Genomic DNA, 16,119 nt, shown 5'->3' on the forward strand with positions numbered 1-16,119 from the left:
TCAGGATGGAGTGCTTCTTTTTTTTGGTTTTATTTCATCCGCTGTTTCTGATCTTGACCGATTATTCCGGTCCTATGTTCTTCTCAAAAGCGAAGATCTTTGAAGACCTTTATGGTTTGGATGAAAGATCACGACTGTACTCAAGAGATTAGTCCAGGCATTCCATCAGAATGTCATAAATTTCATCATGAGTCAGCTTCCGTGGACCTGTCTGAATCAGATTGGTGCTGTCTGCAACCTGACGTAACAGTTCCGGCGTGATCGTCATAGTCGAGCGCAGTTCGTTCAGTTTTGTCGGCAGATGACAGGCTTGAATCAGATCTTCTAAAGCATCCAGGCCTTCTTTTGCGGTTCCTTTGTCAAATACTTCTTTGGCAAACCGTTCGAATTTCTCGGGAGCATCTGGAAGAATATGTCGATAATAAACCGGCTGAATGACCGGCAGCCCCTGGCCATGGTTGCAGTCTGTATATGCACCTAACTGATGCTCAATCTGGTGGGCTTCAAAGTCAGTTTTACGGCCGACTTTCAGGATACCGTTTTCAGCCATAGCTGAATCCCACATCAGATTGCTTCTGGCTTGGATATCATCAACATTCTCGACTAAACGTCGCATGTTCTTTGCCGTGTTGCGCATGATGGCTAAAGCCACATCATCAGAAACATTGTCCCGATCTGACTGACCAAAATAAGTTTCCATGGCATGGCTTAACGTATCAAAAGCTCCAGAGAATACCTGACTGTGTGGAACAGTCATTGTAAATTCCGGATTTAAAACCGCAAACGAAGGCAGCGTTCCCAAAACTCCCGCTTTAATCTTCTTGTCTTCATGGGTAATGACTGCACCATTATTCATTTCTGAACCTGTACCTGATGCTGTGACGACAACGCCCATCGGAATGCCCTCGGTCGGAAACTTATGGCCAACCATTTCCATCGTCCAGATATCGTCATCCAGCCTTGCCTGGGCAGAGATAATCTTCGAAGCATCAGAAACACTTCCACCGCCAACCGCCAGGATGAAGTCTACATTTTCATCTTTGGCCAGTTTTGCCCCTTCCTGTACTTTTGCATACGTTGGATTGGACATGATACCATCGAATTCAACCACCCGTTTGCCATTCTTTTTTAAAAGTTCCATGACCGCATCATAAATTCCATTGCGCTTGATCGATCCTCCGCCATAGGTGAGCATGACCGTATCACCCATTTTTGCGCTTTCCTGATCCAGAGCCTGTTTCAGGCTTTCACTTCCAAAATAGACATTGACTGGATAGCTGTATCTGAAATTCTGCATTGTTTATGCCTCCTAAGATTTTCATCTTTTCTGGCCATAAACATAGAATCCGATAGTAACTATCGGTCAAGAGCAAACATCCATCTTGTCCAAAAAAATTCAGGCAGGTATTCTCAGATTGAACTGGATCCAGCCAGCATCAAAGGCAGCCTAATGTTGCCGAATGGTGCCGGATGCTGCCAAACCGGATGGATTGATGCTTTTCTTGACCAGTCAGACAGGAGGAAGTTTATGTTTACCATGAAACAAGTCTGCCAGGAAGCCAACATGTCTTATCAGACTTTGAAGTATTACTGCAATGAAGGCCTTGTCCCCAACGTCAAACGCGACCATAACAATCGCCGGATCTTCGATGAACGTGATGTCAAATGGATCAAGGATCTCACCTGCCTCAAACGCTGCGGAATGAGCATTCAGGAAATGAAAGACTACCTTGAAATGTGCCTTGAAGGACCATCCACCATTCCCAAGCGTCAGAAATTTCTCGACCAGAAACGCGATGCCCTGCTCGAACAGATGAAAGAAGTGCAGTCCAGCATTGACTACATCGACTGGAAACAGGACTTCTATCAGGATGTTCTTGATGGCAAGCGCCCCTACCTCAGCAATCTGATTGCGGCAGATCAACTTGAAAAACTCACCCAGTGAACATTTCGAGCATGGAGCGGCCGAAATTTTCGTTCCCTATCCTAGTCAGCTCTCTATTCCAAATTTGCTCCTGATCCTCGCTCTTTTTTACGGCCCTTGCTCAGGCAAAAAACTATCTTGACAAGTTTTTATAAATCACAAAAATTTAACTTGTAAGTCTGATTCATCCTGATGGAGCTTGGCGGTGAACACTCTTTTCACCGCATTCTCCCCTGCAATTTCTTTACAGCTTCTGCTTCTTTGCTGCTTCTCACCGCTTTTCCACTACTCCCCTTTTGCAGAAAGGATGCATCAGAACCCATCCTTCCAAGTCAGAGAAGAACGTTGGCGTAGATGCTGGAATTACTTCTTTGCTCAGCACTTCCAATAATATTTTGTCTGCTGAACTTAAAAAGAAGAAAACTGAAGATAAAAAACAGGCGTTGCGCAAAAACAAGAGCAAGGCGGCTGAAACTTTAGACCAAAGAACTTACAAAGAATGCTTTTATCCTGCTTCTGATTTTCTGAGTGCGCGAGGAGTTCAGAGAAACCGGATGCGGGATCGAAGAAAAAATCTTTTAAAGCAGGCTGACCAGGAGAAGTTTGCCTCTAAAAAGCCAGATCTTTCCCCTCAGGAAAAGAAAGCCTGCGAAGAACGAACATACTCGCTTTTGCGCAAGGCAGAAAGGATCAGAAAGAACAATACCCGTGGTAGAAAGTCCTTTGCCCGCCAGTCCAGAAAGATCCAGGCCCATCTGGAATGCCTGATCAACGAAGAAATCGCTTTGGTCCTGAAGACAGACCAGAATATCGGTCATATTGTAATGGAAGATCTGGATATCCGAGGGGCGGCCAGCAAGTATAAGCGAATGAACCGCCTGCTTTCGGAATGGATGTATGGCGTCCTGCAGGAGAGAATCGAATACAAAGCCGGCCTGAAGGAGATCGGAGTCTCGTATGTCAATCAGGCCTACAGTTCCCAGTACTGCCACATCTGCGGAGCAAAAGTTACCCGCGACAAATCAGCTCATGAAAAGGCGTTTTGTCCTGTACACAAAGAAATGAACGCCGATATCAATGCGGCGTCCAATCTTGTATGGATTTATGAGAATCATCCGGAAATCACCAAATGGACTCCCCGAGAGAGCATTAAGAAGCTTTATGAAGAGAGAATCGAGCAGTTAAAGAATCAGCAGGAAACAAAACAAGAAACAAAACAAGAAGTAAAACAAGTAACCAGTCAAGTAACACCATAACTCCCTAACTAACTAACCAAGTAAACAAATGAATAGACAGCCATAATGACTGTCCGAGCTTTCATCAAGCCCGGCCGGAGCTGTTTTGTGAAATCTTCGGGTTTCTTAAAACTCAGGCCTGTACCGCGCCGGACGGGCTTTGAGGGGGACCAATTCTGCGAGATTGGGGTATGCCCCTTAAAATTACAAGCTGTACTTTCCCCGGAAAGTGCGGTGCGTAAAGCGGGACTTAGATAAGATTGAAGATTCAGAGTGGAGTCCAAAAGACAAGGCTTTGGATCACCATTCAATTTAACCCTTCGACCGCCGGCTAATGCCGAACACTGTTCGCAGACAAGGATGAGTACATTTTATCCTTCCGAGGACAAATTCTACTCATTTATTGAAGGGTATCTATCGACGATCCCGTTTCTTTTTTCGTTCCCTCCAGTGGCCCACTCCAGCGAGCATCAAGGAACCTCTATTGGATAAAAAGACAACCATTGGCCTTCTATTCGATCTCCATCAGCAGAAAAACAGCACGAACAAATAGACCAATCGGATTTGATATCAAAGTTAGTTTTGACTAATATTATAGATGTGAGTTAGTTAGTACTAACAGATAGGAGAAAAAATTGATGAACTATGCTTATGCTTCCAGAACTGGCAATGTAGAATCCATTGTCAATTCCCTTGGCTTAGAGGCTGTTCGCATCAACGACGGCAGCGAAACGATGGATGGAGACTTTATCTTATTCACCTACACAGATGGCTATGGTGATGTTCCCGAAGAAGTCGTTAACTTCTTACTTGGAAACTCCCAGTTTCTCAAGGGCGTAATTATCTCCGGTGATACTGGTTATGGAGATGCTTATTGCCAGGCAGGTGACAAAATTGCGGAAGACTATGACGTAGAGGTACTCTACAAAGTTGAAAACTCCGGCACCCAAGATGATCTGGATGCCATGAAAGCAATCGTGGACAAACTGTAATCGATCAATTCTCTGTTTTCATTTCCCAATGTCCTCACGCATTCCTTCCTGACGATTGTTTCCGTTCTTCTGTTCATTACCGAAAAAAGTTTCGGTTTTCTGGCTGAACAGGAATCTGAAATTCTGCGTGCAGGACATTCAATTTTACAACAGCTGCAGACCATAAACGTCGTTAACTTTATACCTCTTCTTCCTTTGATCCTTTCAACCGCTTGTCTTGGCAGCTGCAAGCAGAGGGAAAGAAAACAAAGTCAATTGGATCTGGGGTTCTTACGCAATCTGTGTGGTCCACTAGGAATCACTGGTTAAGCCTTCTTTACTTAAAGGATTTTAAGAGGACATAATCAGAATTTTCCGGAAAAACCACAGACTTTGCGTAAGAACCGGATCTGGCACTACCCTGATAAAAATTGCGTCTTTCTGTCTGGAAAGGCGCAATTTTTATTGGTGAGCGCATAGATATAGGGCCAACAAATCCAGTAAACCGGAATGCCTGCAATTCTTGCTTCAATTACCGCATTAGCAATCACCAAGCATCCTCTGGTCTTGAATTTGGGATGGAAGTAAACCATTCTTCGAATTTTGAAGCAAATTTACGTTCATCGCCGCTTTTCGTATCGATTTTCAATTGTTTTTATGTTAGATATAAAAGAAATCCAGAGCCTGTAACTGCCTTTTCTTCCTTATCTATCCGCTATTTTCCATTCTTATGGCCAAGCAGCATCAGGCAGTTTTTACATCTTATTTTGAACCGAGGTAGTCTCTATGCGTTCTTCTCATTCTTCTCCAGCACCAGGCAGGACATCATCTGCCCAAAAATCCACTTCTTCTAAGACCACTTCTTCTGGAACTGCCACGTCTAAGAAGAAAAAAAGTTTCCGCAAAAAACGAATTTTTCTGCTTTCGGCTGCTGGGATCCTCGTTGGCCTGATTCTCTGTTTCTTTCTGTTTTCACGCCCTGATCCAGCTTTGAGCGGTGGACTGGCTTATCTCGAAAAACAAGACCAGAAAGACATCACCCGCCTCGATCAAAACCTCTCTGGCAAAAAGCAAGAACGGATCCTGAAAGCGGTCGAAACCGGACAAAGTTCAATTTTCACTCTATTTAACAACGCTCTGATCTTTGGAGATTCCCGCGCTTATGGATTCGCCAGTTATCAGTATCTTCCCTTTGAACAAGTCATAGCGGCCGCCGGCAACACCATTCTGAACATTTCGGATTCTGTTGACCTGGTTGCCAAAGTGAAACCAGAGAAAATCTATTTCGCCTATGGCATTAACGATATGGGACTGGGAATCGGAAAAGACCAGGAAGAAAATGGCTATGGCAAGATGTATGAAGAACAGATTGACCAGCTGCTTGCGGTTTCACCGAATTCTAAAATTTATCTCAATTCCATCATTCCTGCTGCACCACAAGTGGTCAAACAAACACCCCGCTGGGGACAGGTCGACGAATATAATGCCCAGATTGAAGCTCTATGCAAAAAGCGCGGCTGGACCTATGTAGACAACTCAAAGCTTGCAGACAACGGCAACGCCGAAATATATGCCGATGATGGAATTCACCTGGAGACGTTCTTCTATCCAGACTGGGCTTCCAATATGATCTTTGCGGGCAGCTGACCTTGCAGGACAACAAGTGAGAAAAAAGACCCAATGAAGCGGTTGTTGAATCAAAAGAAATGGTTATCCACCAAAAAAGATAAGAAACGGAGAAACGAAAGAGATAAGCAAATCCCGAGATAAAGGAATTCGAGAATATGGGAATCAGGAAATAAGGGAATTAGAGAATTAGAGAATTAGAGAATTAGAGAATTAGAGAATTAGAGAATTAGAGAATTAGAGAATTAGGAAATAAGGGATATGAATAAACAGTCGATAAAAAGGCGAAATCCGATTTATATAAATATTGGAATGGCCATAACACTCTGTTTGCTGGGAGCATTCCTTGGCAGACAGGTTTTCAGCAGCAAGATTCATTCCAAAGCCGCTTTTGATGAAGTCGCCCTGAAGCTTACACAATCACTTGATCCAGAGGCCTATCCCCAGGTCGAAACGTCAGCATTCAGACGATACATCGATCTGGATCCGGCCGAGTTCAATGAAATCCGCATGTATCGCAATGAAGATCTGATGTCCGCTGGTGAGATGGTGATTGCCCATTTTGATAATTCACAGGCTGCAAAAGCATTTGAAACAGCCATCCAAAACCGCATCACCTCCCAGCATGATATTTATTCCGGCTATGCCCCCGAACAGACAGCCATGATGGAAAACGCGCTGGTGGATATTCAGGACAATTATGGTTTCTACTATGTGGGCGACAATCCAGCTGGGGTCGATGGAGTCTTTCTGTCCGCACTGAAAGGAGGCCAGTAAGATGGTCTTTACCGATTTGACCTTCCTGTTTGGCTTTCTGCCCGTTGTCTGGCTGCTCTACCGCTTTGTTGCAAAATCAAGACTAGCCAATTTATATCTTCTGATCGCTTCCCTGATCTTCTACAGCTGGGGTGGCTTGAGCAATCTTGCCCTTCTGGTTTTGATTCTTGTCTGGAACTACCTGGCAGCCAGAAGAATTGGCATGGAACCGGATTCTGAAAAACGAAAGAAGATTCTAATCCTCTCTGTCGGTGTCGATCTGGCAGTTCTGTTTTTCTACCGCTATCTTGGGGTCTGGTTTGGCGCTTTCTCCAGTACGCTTGCCAATCTGCCTCACAAGATGCCCATTGGCCTTTCCTTCTATTTATTCTCCTGCCTGTCCTGTTTATTTGATGTGGCAGCCGGCCGATGCCAAGCCCCTTCTTCTCTGGTTGACTTTGGTATTTTTGCGGCTTTCTTTGGCCGGGTGAATATGGGTCCCATCGGACATTACGCAAGATTTGCAGAACAGTTCACTCATCATCCCGTTACCCGGACAAAATCTGCCCAGGGCATGAGCCTGTTTTTACAGGGCATGTTTCGAAAAGTCATTCTGGCGGATAACTTTGCCCTGCTTTATGGAGCATTGAATAGCAATACCACCTGGCTTGGCAACCTGCTTTTGGGTTTTGCCTATTTCTTCCAGCTCTATTTCGATTTTTCGGGATACTCTCGCATGGCACGAGGTGTGGCCTTATTATTTGGCTTTCAGATTGATCCGAACTTTAACCTGCCTTATATGGCCACATCCGTTCAGGACTTCTGGCGGCGCTGGCATATTTCATTAACGGACTGGTTTCGAGAATACGTCTACATCCCGCTGGGTGGAAATCGCGTATCGATCAATCGCTGGCGGATCAATATTCTCTGTGTCTGGCTGCTCACCGGCCTTTGGCATGGCGCCACCTGGCCCTTTATTGTCTGGGGACTGTTTCAGGGCGGCCTGATTTTACTGGAAAAAGCCTATCTGAAAGCCAGACTGAAAAAACTGCCTGTTGTGATCAGCCATATCTATCTGATCCTTACGCAGCTGATTGGCTGGACTTTCTTTTCCAGTCCCACTTTGGTACTTGCTGTAAGGCGCATCGGCCGCTATTTTGCGATTGGCGTTTCCGGCTTTGCGGACGCTGCCGCAACCTTTGAACTCCTTGGAAATCTTGGATTGTTCTTACTGGCCATTCTTCTTGCCACCGGCCTTTCTGTTCTTCTTGCCCAGGGAATCAAAAAACAGCTGAAAAGCAAATGGCAGTTTTGGAACACGCTTGGCTGGCTGGGGATATTTGTCGTCTGCATTGCCTTTCTTATCTTTGCTACCGCAAAAACATTTCTCTATGCAGCCTTTTAGAAAGGAGATACTCCTGGAATGAAGAAAAAACGAATCAAGGAAAATCGATCTCTGGCCCCCGCCATGTCCCTGGTTTTAACTTCCACCCTGTTGCTTTCTTTGCTTCTTCCGGACCGTTCTTTTTCCGCAACGGAAAACCGGTCTCTGGCCCGATCTGCTTCCGTCTCCTTCCCTGCCCTGGAAGATGGAACCACCGGCCAAGAATTGAATACATGGTTTACTGATCAGTTTCCCGGCAGGAATCTGTTTTTCCATCTGAATTATCTGGTCCGCAAATCCACCGGCCAGAAAGAAATCAAGGACGTCTTTCTAGGAAAGGGAGCCCTTCTTGCCAATCCGGAAGCGGAAAAGAACGATAACGTTTCGGCCACAATCATCGCCCTCAACCATTTTGCATCTCTTAGCGGCCTGCCCTGCTACGTCATGGTTTCCCCCTCTGCGGCAACCATCCAGCCGCACAAACTGCCCTTCGATGCTCCAGTGCGCGATGTCACGCCAACTCTCAACACTCTTGCCAGGCGCCTGAAGAACCCGGTGAATGTCGATGCCCAAATGCCACTGACCGAACACAACCAGGAATACATCTTCTACAGAACCGACCATCACTGGACCAGTAAAGGAGCCGGCCAGGCCGCAAAAGCTCTTCTGGCGGCCATGGACATCCAGATCGACCTGAATGAATTTGAAATGATGCCCGTCAGCCGCAATTTTCAGGGAACCCTGGCCTCCAAAACCGGATCGGTCGGCCTGAAAGATACGATCGAACTGTCCGTTTCAAAACACAACCCGAACTATCTGGTCACCTGGGCCGATGGAACGAAGACCTCCAGCATCTATAACAAAGCCGCGCTGGACACGAAAGACAAATACCAAGTCTTCCTTGGCGCCAACCAGGCAAAAATATGCATCGACACCGACGCTGACTCCTCGCGCTCATTGTTGCTTTTCAAAGACTCGTATGCCAACAGCATGGTCCAGTATCTGCTACCATACTTCTCTTCGATCACCATCGTCGATCCCCGCTACTACGATCAAGACCTGGATCTGGTCTTGGGTTCCGACTTGTTTACCGACATTGCCTTTGTCTACAGCTATGACACCTTTGCGACCATCTCCTCTTTGAAAGACCTGCTCAACGACTGGAACACCGCCCATTCTGCCGCGTCCAATCCGAAACCAGGCGGAGAATGAGCTGGTCATCCTGGCCCCTAAATTTCCATCGCTGTACGCACACTATACATAGCCTATGCATAGACTATGCATAAGGTTCGCTCAGCTCGAACAGCTCTATGATCTGGTCCTGAAGCTTTGTAGTCGTCAGGACCAGATTTTTGTTTTTCCTCTTCCCAAAATCAGTTACCTGCTTCAGCTCTCCGATCTCGTCCATGATCTGGCTGTAGGAATATCCCTCAGTCCACTTGGCTTCTGACAATTTCCGACGGATCCAGGCAGTCACAATGAGACTCAAAAACTGCAGGAAAATGCGGCCGTTCATGGCCTGTTTCGAGTGAACTCGCAGTTTTTTCATATCCAGCTGGTTCTTCAGATCGTCAAAAGATTTTTCTACACTGTCTTTTTCGCGGTAGACAGTCAATGCCTCCACACTGTCCTTGATAAAGTTGCTCACCAAAATAAACCAGCCGACATTCCTTTTCAGATGACGGTCAATTGCTTCTTCATTGTATTTGACCTTTATGCCCCTGACAGGCGTTTGAGTGACAATGAAGTATTCATCGCGAAACTGCTCATCTTCCACAGGTTCACCATGAACCAGCTGTTCATAAACTCTGCACAGTTTCTTATGGAATGTCATTCTTTCCCCAGCAGCCTTTTCACTATCAAAATACACATGGACGTAAAGACGATGGTTGTTCCATTTTTGCAGCTCGGTGGCGGCATAGACTTCGCAGTCCATAACAGTAATCATATTCTGGTGGTTTTCAATACTATCTCGATGCTTCTCTATTGCTTCTTTGGCAATTCCGCTTGAAAATGGCACCCCAATTGCGAAACGCATTTTCGACTCATAAAGAGCATCCAGATTTGCCTCAAAGAAAAATTCCTTGTCCATCATTACAGACAACTGCCGAGACTCGATCAGTTGTTGATCTTCTATGGTGCTTTTCAGGGCCTTTACGTCCTTGATCTTTCCAGCAAGCGGCAGAAAGCAGATCGGCAATTGGCTTTTTTCGTCGATAATCATAAGCAGGTTGATCTGAGGCAGAGGATCCTGATCATGGCTATAGCCGGATTTGACCGAGCCAATCAGCTCCGAGTAGGAAGAGACACTGGTGATGTCAAGAGCGAAGTACTCTTTGGCCTGGTTTTGCCGGATCCACAAACGGAAAAACTCTCTTTGCCTGTCAGGCCCCAGAGAAGAAAGCAGTTCGCTGATGTGCGCAGAGGGCAGAGACGATCCGAGATAGCACACATTATGAGCGAACCAGCCTTCAGCATGACAAAGTGGCTGATCGCATCCGCAAAGATACTGGCAGCAGGTCATAATGTATGGCCATTCGACCGGAAAACATTCTTTAAGGCATTCCAATAATCCAGTTTCCTTTGCAGCTTTGTCAATCAGAGCATAGTTTCCAATCCCTTCGACAGAGAAAACAGAAGAAGGCTTTTCAGATTTGGAAACAGAACCATTTTTAGCCTTAGGGCGATTAGGAACCAGATCACCAGTGGCTTCATCAATATGGCCAATGCACCGGCGATGAGAATCTGGTTTTTTCTTTTCCTTGTTCCAGAAAGAATCAACTTCGTAAACATAAATTCGACCCGATTTTGATTTGACACGAACCTGAGATGACATGACCAACGCTCCTTTAACACACCTATACATACATATATGATTGTCTTTATTATAAAATTATGGCTATGCCTCTATTAAGAAAAACCCTTCTGATCGGCTTATTTGGAAATATAAATTTGTAAGTGGATGAGACCCACCTATAAATTCATTTGTGGTTGAAAAAAAGCGAGTTAAAGACGGGCTATAAAATGAATCTGTGGTAACCCATTCGGATTGAACGGAGCTTCAACAGACTTGGAGAACAAGAAGCCCCGATCATGAAACCGATGAGACAGCCACGCTCGCAGTGACGAAAAAATTTCTGGAGCGGCCCTTTACAGTGGGCTGCCCCCTGATAGACTACCCGCGTCCCCTGTCGGGAGACATTTTTTCAACGACTGGGACGCTTTTCGGGGGTCAGGGGGCAGGGGTCCCACTGTCAAGGGTTTAAGCGGAGGAAAAATTTATGAGCGGATCTGGCTGAAAATACATCTTCGTTTTCAAAAACGATGAATACCAATATACATCATTCACCTTATTTAAAATCAATAATGTTTTCTTACATTAGATCGTCGCTCTACGATTAAAATGTGGTCCGACCACATCCACCCACATTCCCCACACAACCGTAAACCACCAGCAAATGTGGAGGACCAAAAAAAGACAAGCTTGTAAAATGATGAACAAACTTGTCTTCTCGTCGTGTCTTTTTAATAGGGTGTGAACGGTAACAACATCGGTTGTGTGGTGGAAAATCCATATAAAGGTTTAGGGTTGACCTTTTCAAAATCGCATAAAAATTTTGAGCGTCTTTAAAGGAGATCCTGCATGGCTACTTCGTCCATGTCATCAAAGTCCTGGTTTTCGCCAACCATACCCCAGATAAAAGTATAGTTTCTGGAACCGCTGCCGGAATGGATGGACCAGGATGGAGAAATGACAGCCTGTTCATTGCGGACAACAATGTGCCGGGTTTCATTGGGTTCTCCCATATAGTGCATCACGAAAGCATCTTCTGGAAGATCGAAATACAGATAGACTTCCATACGTCGGTCATGGGTATGGCAAGGCATCGTATTCCAGACGCTTCCTGGTTCCAGATGTGTCATACCCATCTCCAGCTGGCAGGATTCTACCTGCCCAGGGAGAATGTATTTGTTGATGGTGCGGTGGTTGGAGTCTTCCAGAGTACCAAGTTCTTTTTTGTTTTCGGGCTTGATTTCCACATCGTATTCAAACTCGGCTTTTTTGTCTTTCAGGATTCGTTTTGCTGGGTAAGCCATGTGAGCCGGTCCAGAACACATGTAGAATTTTGCTGGGGTGTTTTCGTCTTTGCTGGTAAAGAACACGTCTTTTGTTCCTTTTGGAAGGTACAAGCCGTCTCTGGCGTCGATGTCATAGACAACACCGTCTGCTTCAACCGTTCCATCTCCACCGATGTTAATAATGCCCAGTTCCCTTCTCTCCAGAAAGTAAGCTGCACGCAGTTCATCACCGGCTTCGAGTTTCAGTTTTTCGTTTACAGGCATTGCACCGCCGAAAATGATGCGGTCGATGTGGCTGTAAACCAGCGTAATTTCATTAGGAATAAAAAGATTCTCAACAAGAAATTCTTCTCTCAATCTTCTCGTATCGTAATGTTTGGCATCTTTTGGAGAACAGGCAGTTCTGAGTTCCATATTTATTCACTCCTTTTGCTTTCAGGTTTCTATTTTATTTCTGTGAGATTTTACTTTTGCAGGTTTTGGAGGTTTTCATTGATTATAGCGACTTTTATTTCCAACTCTTTTGTCTTTCCTGCAAGTACGGGGTTTTGTTTGGATATAAGCTTACTGTGGGGTTCTGCCAAGACTTGCAAGGATGCCGCCGTCGACAAAGAGGATCTGGCCGTTGACGAAATCGGAAGCAGGTGAAGCTAAGAACACAGCCGGTCCTTCCAGATCTTTCGGAAGGCCCCAGCGGTTTGCTGGTGTTTTGGCGCGAATGAATGCGTCAAACGGATTCGGGGAGCCATCGGGTTGCTTTTCTCTTAACGGAGCTGTCTGACTGGTCGCGATATACCCTGGACCGATGCCGTTGCATTGGATATTGTATTCGCCAAACTCTGCACAGATATTTCTTGTCAGCATCTTCAGTCCGCCCTTCGCGGCCGCATACCCGGCGACGGTCTCTCTTCCGAGTTCGGACATCAGAGAACAGATGTTGATGATTTTGCCAGCGTTCTTTTTAATCATTCCAGGCAGCACGGCCTTGGAAACGATGAACGGTCCGATTAAATCTGTATCGATGACTTTCCGGAAGTCTGCCGCCGCCATTTCTAGCATCGGGGTACGCTGGATGATGCCGGCATTGTTTACGAGGATATCTACGCAACCGTGATCCGCTTCGATATCGGCAACCATTTTCGCTACTTCTTCTTCGTTTGTGACATCGCAGACATAGCCGTACGCATTGATTCCTTCTGCCTGATAGGCTGCGATGGCTTTCGCATTTTTCTCTTCACTTCTGCCGTTGAAGCAGATTGTCGCGCCCGCTTTTGCCAGGGCGCAGGCGATGCCAAAACCGATGCCATGGCTCGCTCCTGTGATTAAAGCAACTCTATTTTCGAGAGAGAATAACTGGTTGAAATAAGACTGCATGACTGTTCTCCTTTTTTTGTTTTATTTCGTAAAATCATTCTTCATGTTTCCGGTTCTTGTTTCCGGGATTTTTTATACGTATCCGCTTTTTTCTTTCATTTTGTGGCCTTTCGATCCAGAATTTTTTGATTTTGTAAAAGCCTGAGTGATTCTTTTTCAGTCTGGGACTTTCATAGTTGTGTCTGCTTCTTGCAGGACGCAGGAAAAAATCTGGTTGGGGAGTTCTTCGTTGCGCCCTTCGATCTGATCAAGAAGGAGCTTCGCCGCGTGGACGCCTTCTTCAAAAACGGGCTGGACGATGGTGGTTACGGATGGGGCGACCATGTGGACCCATTCTTGGGAATCAAAACCGAGCAGCCCGATGTGTTCAGGTATGAGTTCATGGTAGTTTCGGAGGATTAGGTATACCTTGTCGAGCAGGGCAGGGGTCGTGACAAAAAAGCAGGTTTTTTGGTCGATCCGGATTTCCTGGAGCAACCGGAATTCGAGGTCCTCCGTATTCTTTATGTCATTGACATAAAGATCTTTACGTTCTAGGTGTCGGTAGCGCATGACGTGGTCAAATGCAAGCACTCGCTGGGGAATTCCGTTACATTTATCTGCCTCTTCGCTGACAAGCACAAACCGGCTGTAACCAGTGCTTGCTTCTTTTTCCAGGGTCGTATAGACCACCTCATAATCATTGGAACGTACCCATGTCGCGTAGCGTGAGACATGCGGCGGGTTGTAAGCGACCAGCGGTATATTCTTTTTCATCGTACTCCAGAGCAGGTCAAAGCTTTCACTGGGATTGATGATGATACCATCCACATTCAGGCGGCTCATCTGCTCTATGGTTTTTCGTTCTTCTTCAAGACCATAATTAGTAACCGCTGCAATCATCTGGTAGCCGTTTTTTTGCAAATGACTTCTGACACCATCCAAAAATTCCGTTTTGGCCGTGTTTTCATTGGCTTGTACAATCGTGCCGACCAGGTGAGACTGCTTGTCGTTGAGTGATCTTGCCATCGCATTGGGAACGAATTCTGTTTCCTCGATGACGTCCTGGATCTTTTGCCTGGTCTTGCTCGACATCTTTTCAAATTTTTCGTTGAGGTAGAAGGAGACGGTTGTCCTTGATACCCCGGCTTTTTTTGCAATTTCCGCAATGGTGATTGAGTTCTTTTTCCGCATAGCAGAAATCTCCTTCGTTTCGCTTTCAAAACAGCGGCAATCTGCCTGAGCTGTTGTTTTTAAGTAAGCTTACACCATTGTGTGGGTTTGTTTTTAAAAAAAGATTCTGATTATAAAGAAAGAGGATGGTGCTCCGGGAAACGCCATCCTCCTCTTTGAGAAAATTTCAGTGTCTCAACATGGAGAAAGAGGAAGTTAAACTGCCATTCCGTTCATGAAATAGTTCATGAACAGCAGGATAATTCCGATTACCCATCCTACAGGAATGGTGTATTTCATGAACCCTTTAGAGCTGACTTTTGTATAGCCAAGGCCCCATGCTACCCAGGACTGTGTGATGTCCAAGTGCTGCGGAACGATTGTGGTAATCGCGAATAATGGGTAGAGGAATGTAACAGGCAGGCTGGAAGCCGCGCCGAGGATTACGACGGCGACTGCGGTTCCGCATCCTACCAGGTTGGTTGGACCGCGGAAGAAGCCGGCAGGAATCAGGACTGCCATTAACAGGGTCAAGCCTAAAGCATTGCTCGGGAAAATACCGCCGATAACCGCTTCAAAGTATGGACCTGCAAATACTGCCACGTTGTTGAACATTGCCAGAGTCAGCAAGAAACCAATCATTGGGGCAACGTCAACAGAACCATCGGTAAAGAGCTTGGAAATCAATTGAGAAATCTTGTCATAGCCATTTTTCAGTTTTCCACAGGTCAGCAAAGCGAACAGGGCGGATACGAAGAAGGCTGGGATAACCTGCAGTTTCAAGCAGACAACCAGGAGGATCGGCATAATAACGGAGATCCAGGAGATAGCTGGTGCATCAGCCTGTGGCTGGTTATTTGGAGTTACAGCAGCCCATGCATGAGACTTTTCATGACGGGATAATGCGATGCAGCAAACGATCATAACGATGACGAATGCAATACCCGCGGAGATGGCGCCAAACGGGAAGTAGTTCTGGAAACTGTAAGCAGCGTCGGCAAATTCTCCAGGAGCCATGCCGTCCAGGATACCCTGATACTGCTTGAAGTTTGTTACATTGGCGAGGATGCCGGCCATGATGGAACCCATAAATCCAAATAAGGAGATGCTCGAAGGGATGCCAAGAGCCTGCATGATCGGAAGAGCGATGACCGCGATAGCGATAACTGGACCGATACCGGTCATGGATGTGAAGCACAGTACGACAACAAAGCACAGAAGAATCATTGTGATTTTCGGTTTGTCACCACCAAGTTCAACGACTTTGCGGATCAGTGTAGAAGCAATTCCGGTCTCAATCAGTACGCGGCCGAAGAATGCGCCAAAGAAGATGTTAACCAGGATTGATTTTGCATAGCCTTCGGGACCAGCCTGGTAAACGTTGCCAATAACATCGATGACGGACATATCAGCCATCAACGGATTGGGGATCAGTGCGTTTCCAGTTAATACAAGTACCAACCAGAGGGTAGTGATAATAAGAAATCCTACCATCAAGTTCTTTCCTTTAACCGCGTAGTAAATTAACCCGACAAGAGAAAGGATAAGCAGTATACCAATAATCGTGCTACTCATAATTCTTTGTTCCTCCTGAGTGAATGAGTAAAAGTTGCAGGA

At 45.8% G+C, this 16,119-nt stretch carries 13 protein-coding genes; 7 read left to right on the forward strand and 6 right to left on the reverse strand.

Annotation, left to right across the window (positions count from 1 at the left end):
• Window positions 1–148: 148 nt before the first annotated feature.
• Window positions 149–1,297, reverse strand: a complete 1,149-nt coding sequence (locus tag U4956_RS06875) for an iron-containing alcohol dehydrogenase (RefSeq protein WP_323089799.1) — start codon at window positions 1,295–1,297, stop codon at window positions 149–151.
• A 231-nt stretch (window positions 1,298–1,528) separates the two neighbouring features.
• Between U4956_RS06875 and U4956_RS06880 the strand changes: the two genes are divergently transcribed.
• From U4956_RS06880 to U4956_RS06910, 7 genes are all read left to right on the forward strand, one after another.
• A complete protein-coding gene (locus U4956_RS06880) occupies window positions 1,529–1,945 on the forward strand; it encodes a MerR family transcriptional regulator (protein ID WP_323089800.1) in 417 nt (138 codons plus the stop codon).
• A gap of 350 nt (window positions 1,946–2,295) precedes the next feature.
• Window positions 2,296–3,180 carry a zinc ribbon domain-containing protein gene (locus tag U4956_RS06885; protein WP_323089801.1) on the forward strand — a complete coding sequence of 295 codons (885 nt, stop codon included), beginning with the start codon at window positions 2,296–2,298 and terminating at the stop codon, window positions 3,178–3,180.
• 617 nt (window positions 3,181–3,797) lie between these two features.
• Window positions 3,798–4,151 carry a class Ib ribonucleoside-diphosphate reductase assembly flavoprotein NrdI gene (gene nrdI / locus U4956_RS06890; RefSeq protein ID WP_323089802.1) on the forward strand — a complete coding sequence of 118 codons (354 nt, stop codon included), beginning with the start codon at window positions 3,798–3,800 and terminating at the stop codon, window positions 4,149–4,151.
• Window positions 4,152–4,916: 765 nt separating this feature from the next.
• Window positions 4,917–5,777, forward strand: coding sequence for a GDSL-type esterase/lipase family protein (locus U4956_RS06895; RefSeq protein ID WP_323089803.1), 861 nt, complete (start codon window positions 4,917–4,919; stop codon window positions 5,775–5,777).
• A 240-nt stretch (window positions 5,778–6,017) separates the two neighbouring features.
• Entirely contained in the window at window positions 6,018–6,533 is a 516-nt protein-coding gene (locus tag U4956_RS06900; RefSeq protein ID WP_323089804.1) for a DUF4358 domain-containing protein, read from the forward strand.
• 1 nt (window position 6,534) lies between these two features.
• The gene (locus tag U4956_RS06905) at window positions 6,535–7,917 is read left to right on the forward strand and encodes an MBOAT family O-acyltransferase (RefSeq protein WP_323089805.1); all 1,383 of its coding nucleotides are present in this window, start codon (window positions 6,535–6,537) and stop codon (window positions 7,915–7,917) included.
• A gap of 18 nt (window positions 7,918–7,935) precedes the next feature.
• Window positions 7,936–9,108, forward strand: a complete 1,173-nt coding sequence (locus U4956_RS06910) for a DHHW family protein (RefSeq protein WP_323089806.1) — start codon at window positions 7,936–7,938, stop codon at window positions 9,106–9,108.
• 64 nt (window positions 9,109–9,172) lie between these two features.
• Here the strand turns inward: U4956_RS06910 and U4956_RS06915 are convergent, their stop codons facing one another.
• The 5 genes from U4956_RS06915 to U4956_RS06935 form a co-directional block, all read right to left on the reverse strand.
• Complete coding sequence (locus U4956_RS06915; protein ID WP_323089807.1) at window positions 9,173–10,732, reverse strand: transposase; 1,560 nt, start codon at window positions 10,730–10,732, stop codon at window positions 9,173–9,175.
• Between the two features lie 791 nt (window positions 10,733–11,523).
• Window positions 11,524–12,390 (reverse strand): 5-dehydro-4-deoxy-D-glucuronate isomerase, encoded by an 867-nt coding sequence (gene kduI, locus U4956_RS06920; RefSeq protein WP_323089808.1) that lies wholly within the window; start codon window positions 12,388–12,390, stop codon window positions 11,524–11,526.
• A 150-nt stretch (window positions 12,391–12,540) separates the two neighbouring features.
• Window positions 12,541–13,350 carry a gluconate 5-dehydrogenase gene (locus U4956_RS06925; protein WP_323089810.1) on the reverse strand — a complete coding sequence of 270 codons (810 nt, stop codon included), beginning with the start codon at window positions 13,348–13,350 and terminating at the stop codon, window positions 12,541–12,543.
• A 156-nt stretch (window positions 13,351–13,506) separates the two neighbouring features.
• The gene (locus U4956_RS06930; RefSeq protein WP_323089811.1) at window positions 13,507–14,523 is read right to left on the reverse strand and encodes a LacI family DNA-binding transcriptional regulator; all 1,017 of its coding nucleotides are present in this window, start codon (window positions 14,521–14,523) and stop codon (window positions 13,507–13,509) included.
• 195 nt (window positions 14,524–14,718) lie between these two features.
• Window positions 14,719–15,996: a hypothetical protein gene (locus tag U4956_RS06935; protein ID WP_323089812.1), complete on the reverse strand. Its 1,278-nt coding sequence runs from the start codon at window positions 15,994–15,996 to the stop codon at window positions 14,719–14,721.
• Window positions 15,997–16,119: the final 123 nt, after the last annotated feature.

Origin of the sequence: Allobaculum sp. JKK-2023 (assembly GCF_034745455.1) — a bacterium.
Taxonomy (GTDB): Bacteria; Bacillota_I; Bacilli_A; order Erysipelotrichales; family Erysipelotrichaceae; genus Allobaculum.

Bases quoted from the DNA above. Each gene is read 5' to 3' on its own strand.
- U4956_RS06875 (WP_323089799.1), bottom strand. From the start codon at position 1,297: ATGCAGAATTTCAGATACAGCTATCCAGTCAATGTCTATTTTGGAAGT.
- U4956_RS06880 (WP_323089800.1), top strand. From the start codon at position 1,529: ATGTTTACCATGAAACAAGTCTGCCAGGAAGCCAACATGTCTTATCAG.
- nrdI (WP_323089802.1), top strand. From the start codon at position 3,798: ATGAACTATGCTTATGCTTCCAGAACTGGCAATGTAGAATCCATTGTC.
- U4956_RS06895 (WP_323089803.1), top strand. From the start codon at position 4,917: ATGCGTTCTTCTCATTCTTCTCCAGCACCAGGCAGGACATCATCTGCC.
- U4956_RS06900 (WP_323089804.1), top strand. From the start codon at position 6,018: ATGAATAAACAGTCGATAAAAAGGCGAAATCCGATTTATATAAATATT.
- U4956_RS06905 (WP_323089805.1), top strand. From the start codon at position 6,535: ATGGTCTTTACCGATTTGACCTTCCTGTTTGGCTTTCTGCCCGTTGTC.
- U4956_RS06910 (WP_323089806.1), top strand. From the start codon at position 7,936: ATGAAGAAAAAACGAATCAAGGAAAATCGATCTCTGGCCCCCGCCATG.
- U4956_RS06915 (WP_323089807.1), bottom strand. From the start codon at position 10,732: ATGTCATCTCAGGTTCGTGTCAAATCAAAATCGGGTCGAATTTATGTT.
- kduI (WP_323089808.1), bottom strand. From the start codon at position 12,390: ATGGAACTCAGAACTGCCTGTTCTCCAAAAGATGCCAAACATTACGAT.
- U4956_RS06925 (WP_323089810.1), bottom strand. From the start codon at position 13,350: ATGCAGTCTTATTTCAACCAGTTATTCTCTCTCGAAAATAGAGTTGCT.
- U4956_RS06930 (WP_323089811.1), bottom strand. From the start codon at position 14,523: ATGCGGAAAAAGAACTCAATCACCATTGCGGAAATTGCAAAAAAAGCC.
- U4956_RS06935 (WP_323089812.1), bottom strand. From the start codon at position 15,996: ATGGTAGGATTTCTTATTATCACTACCCTCTGGTTGGTACTTGTATTA.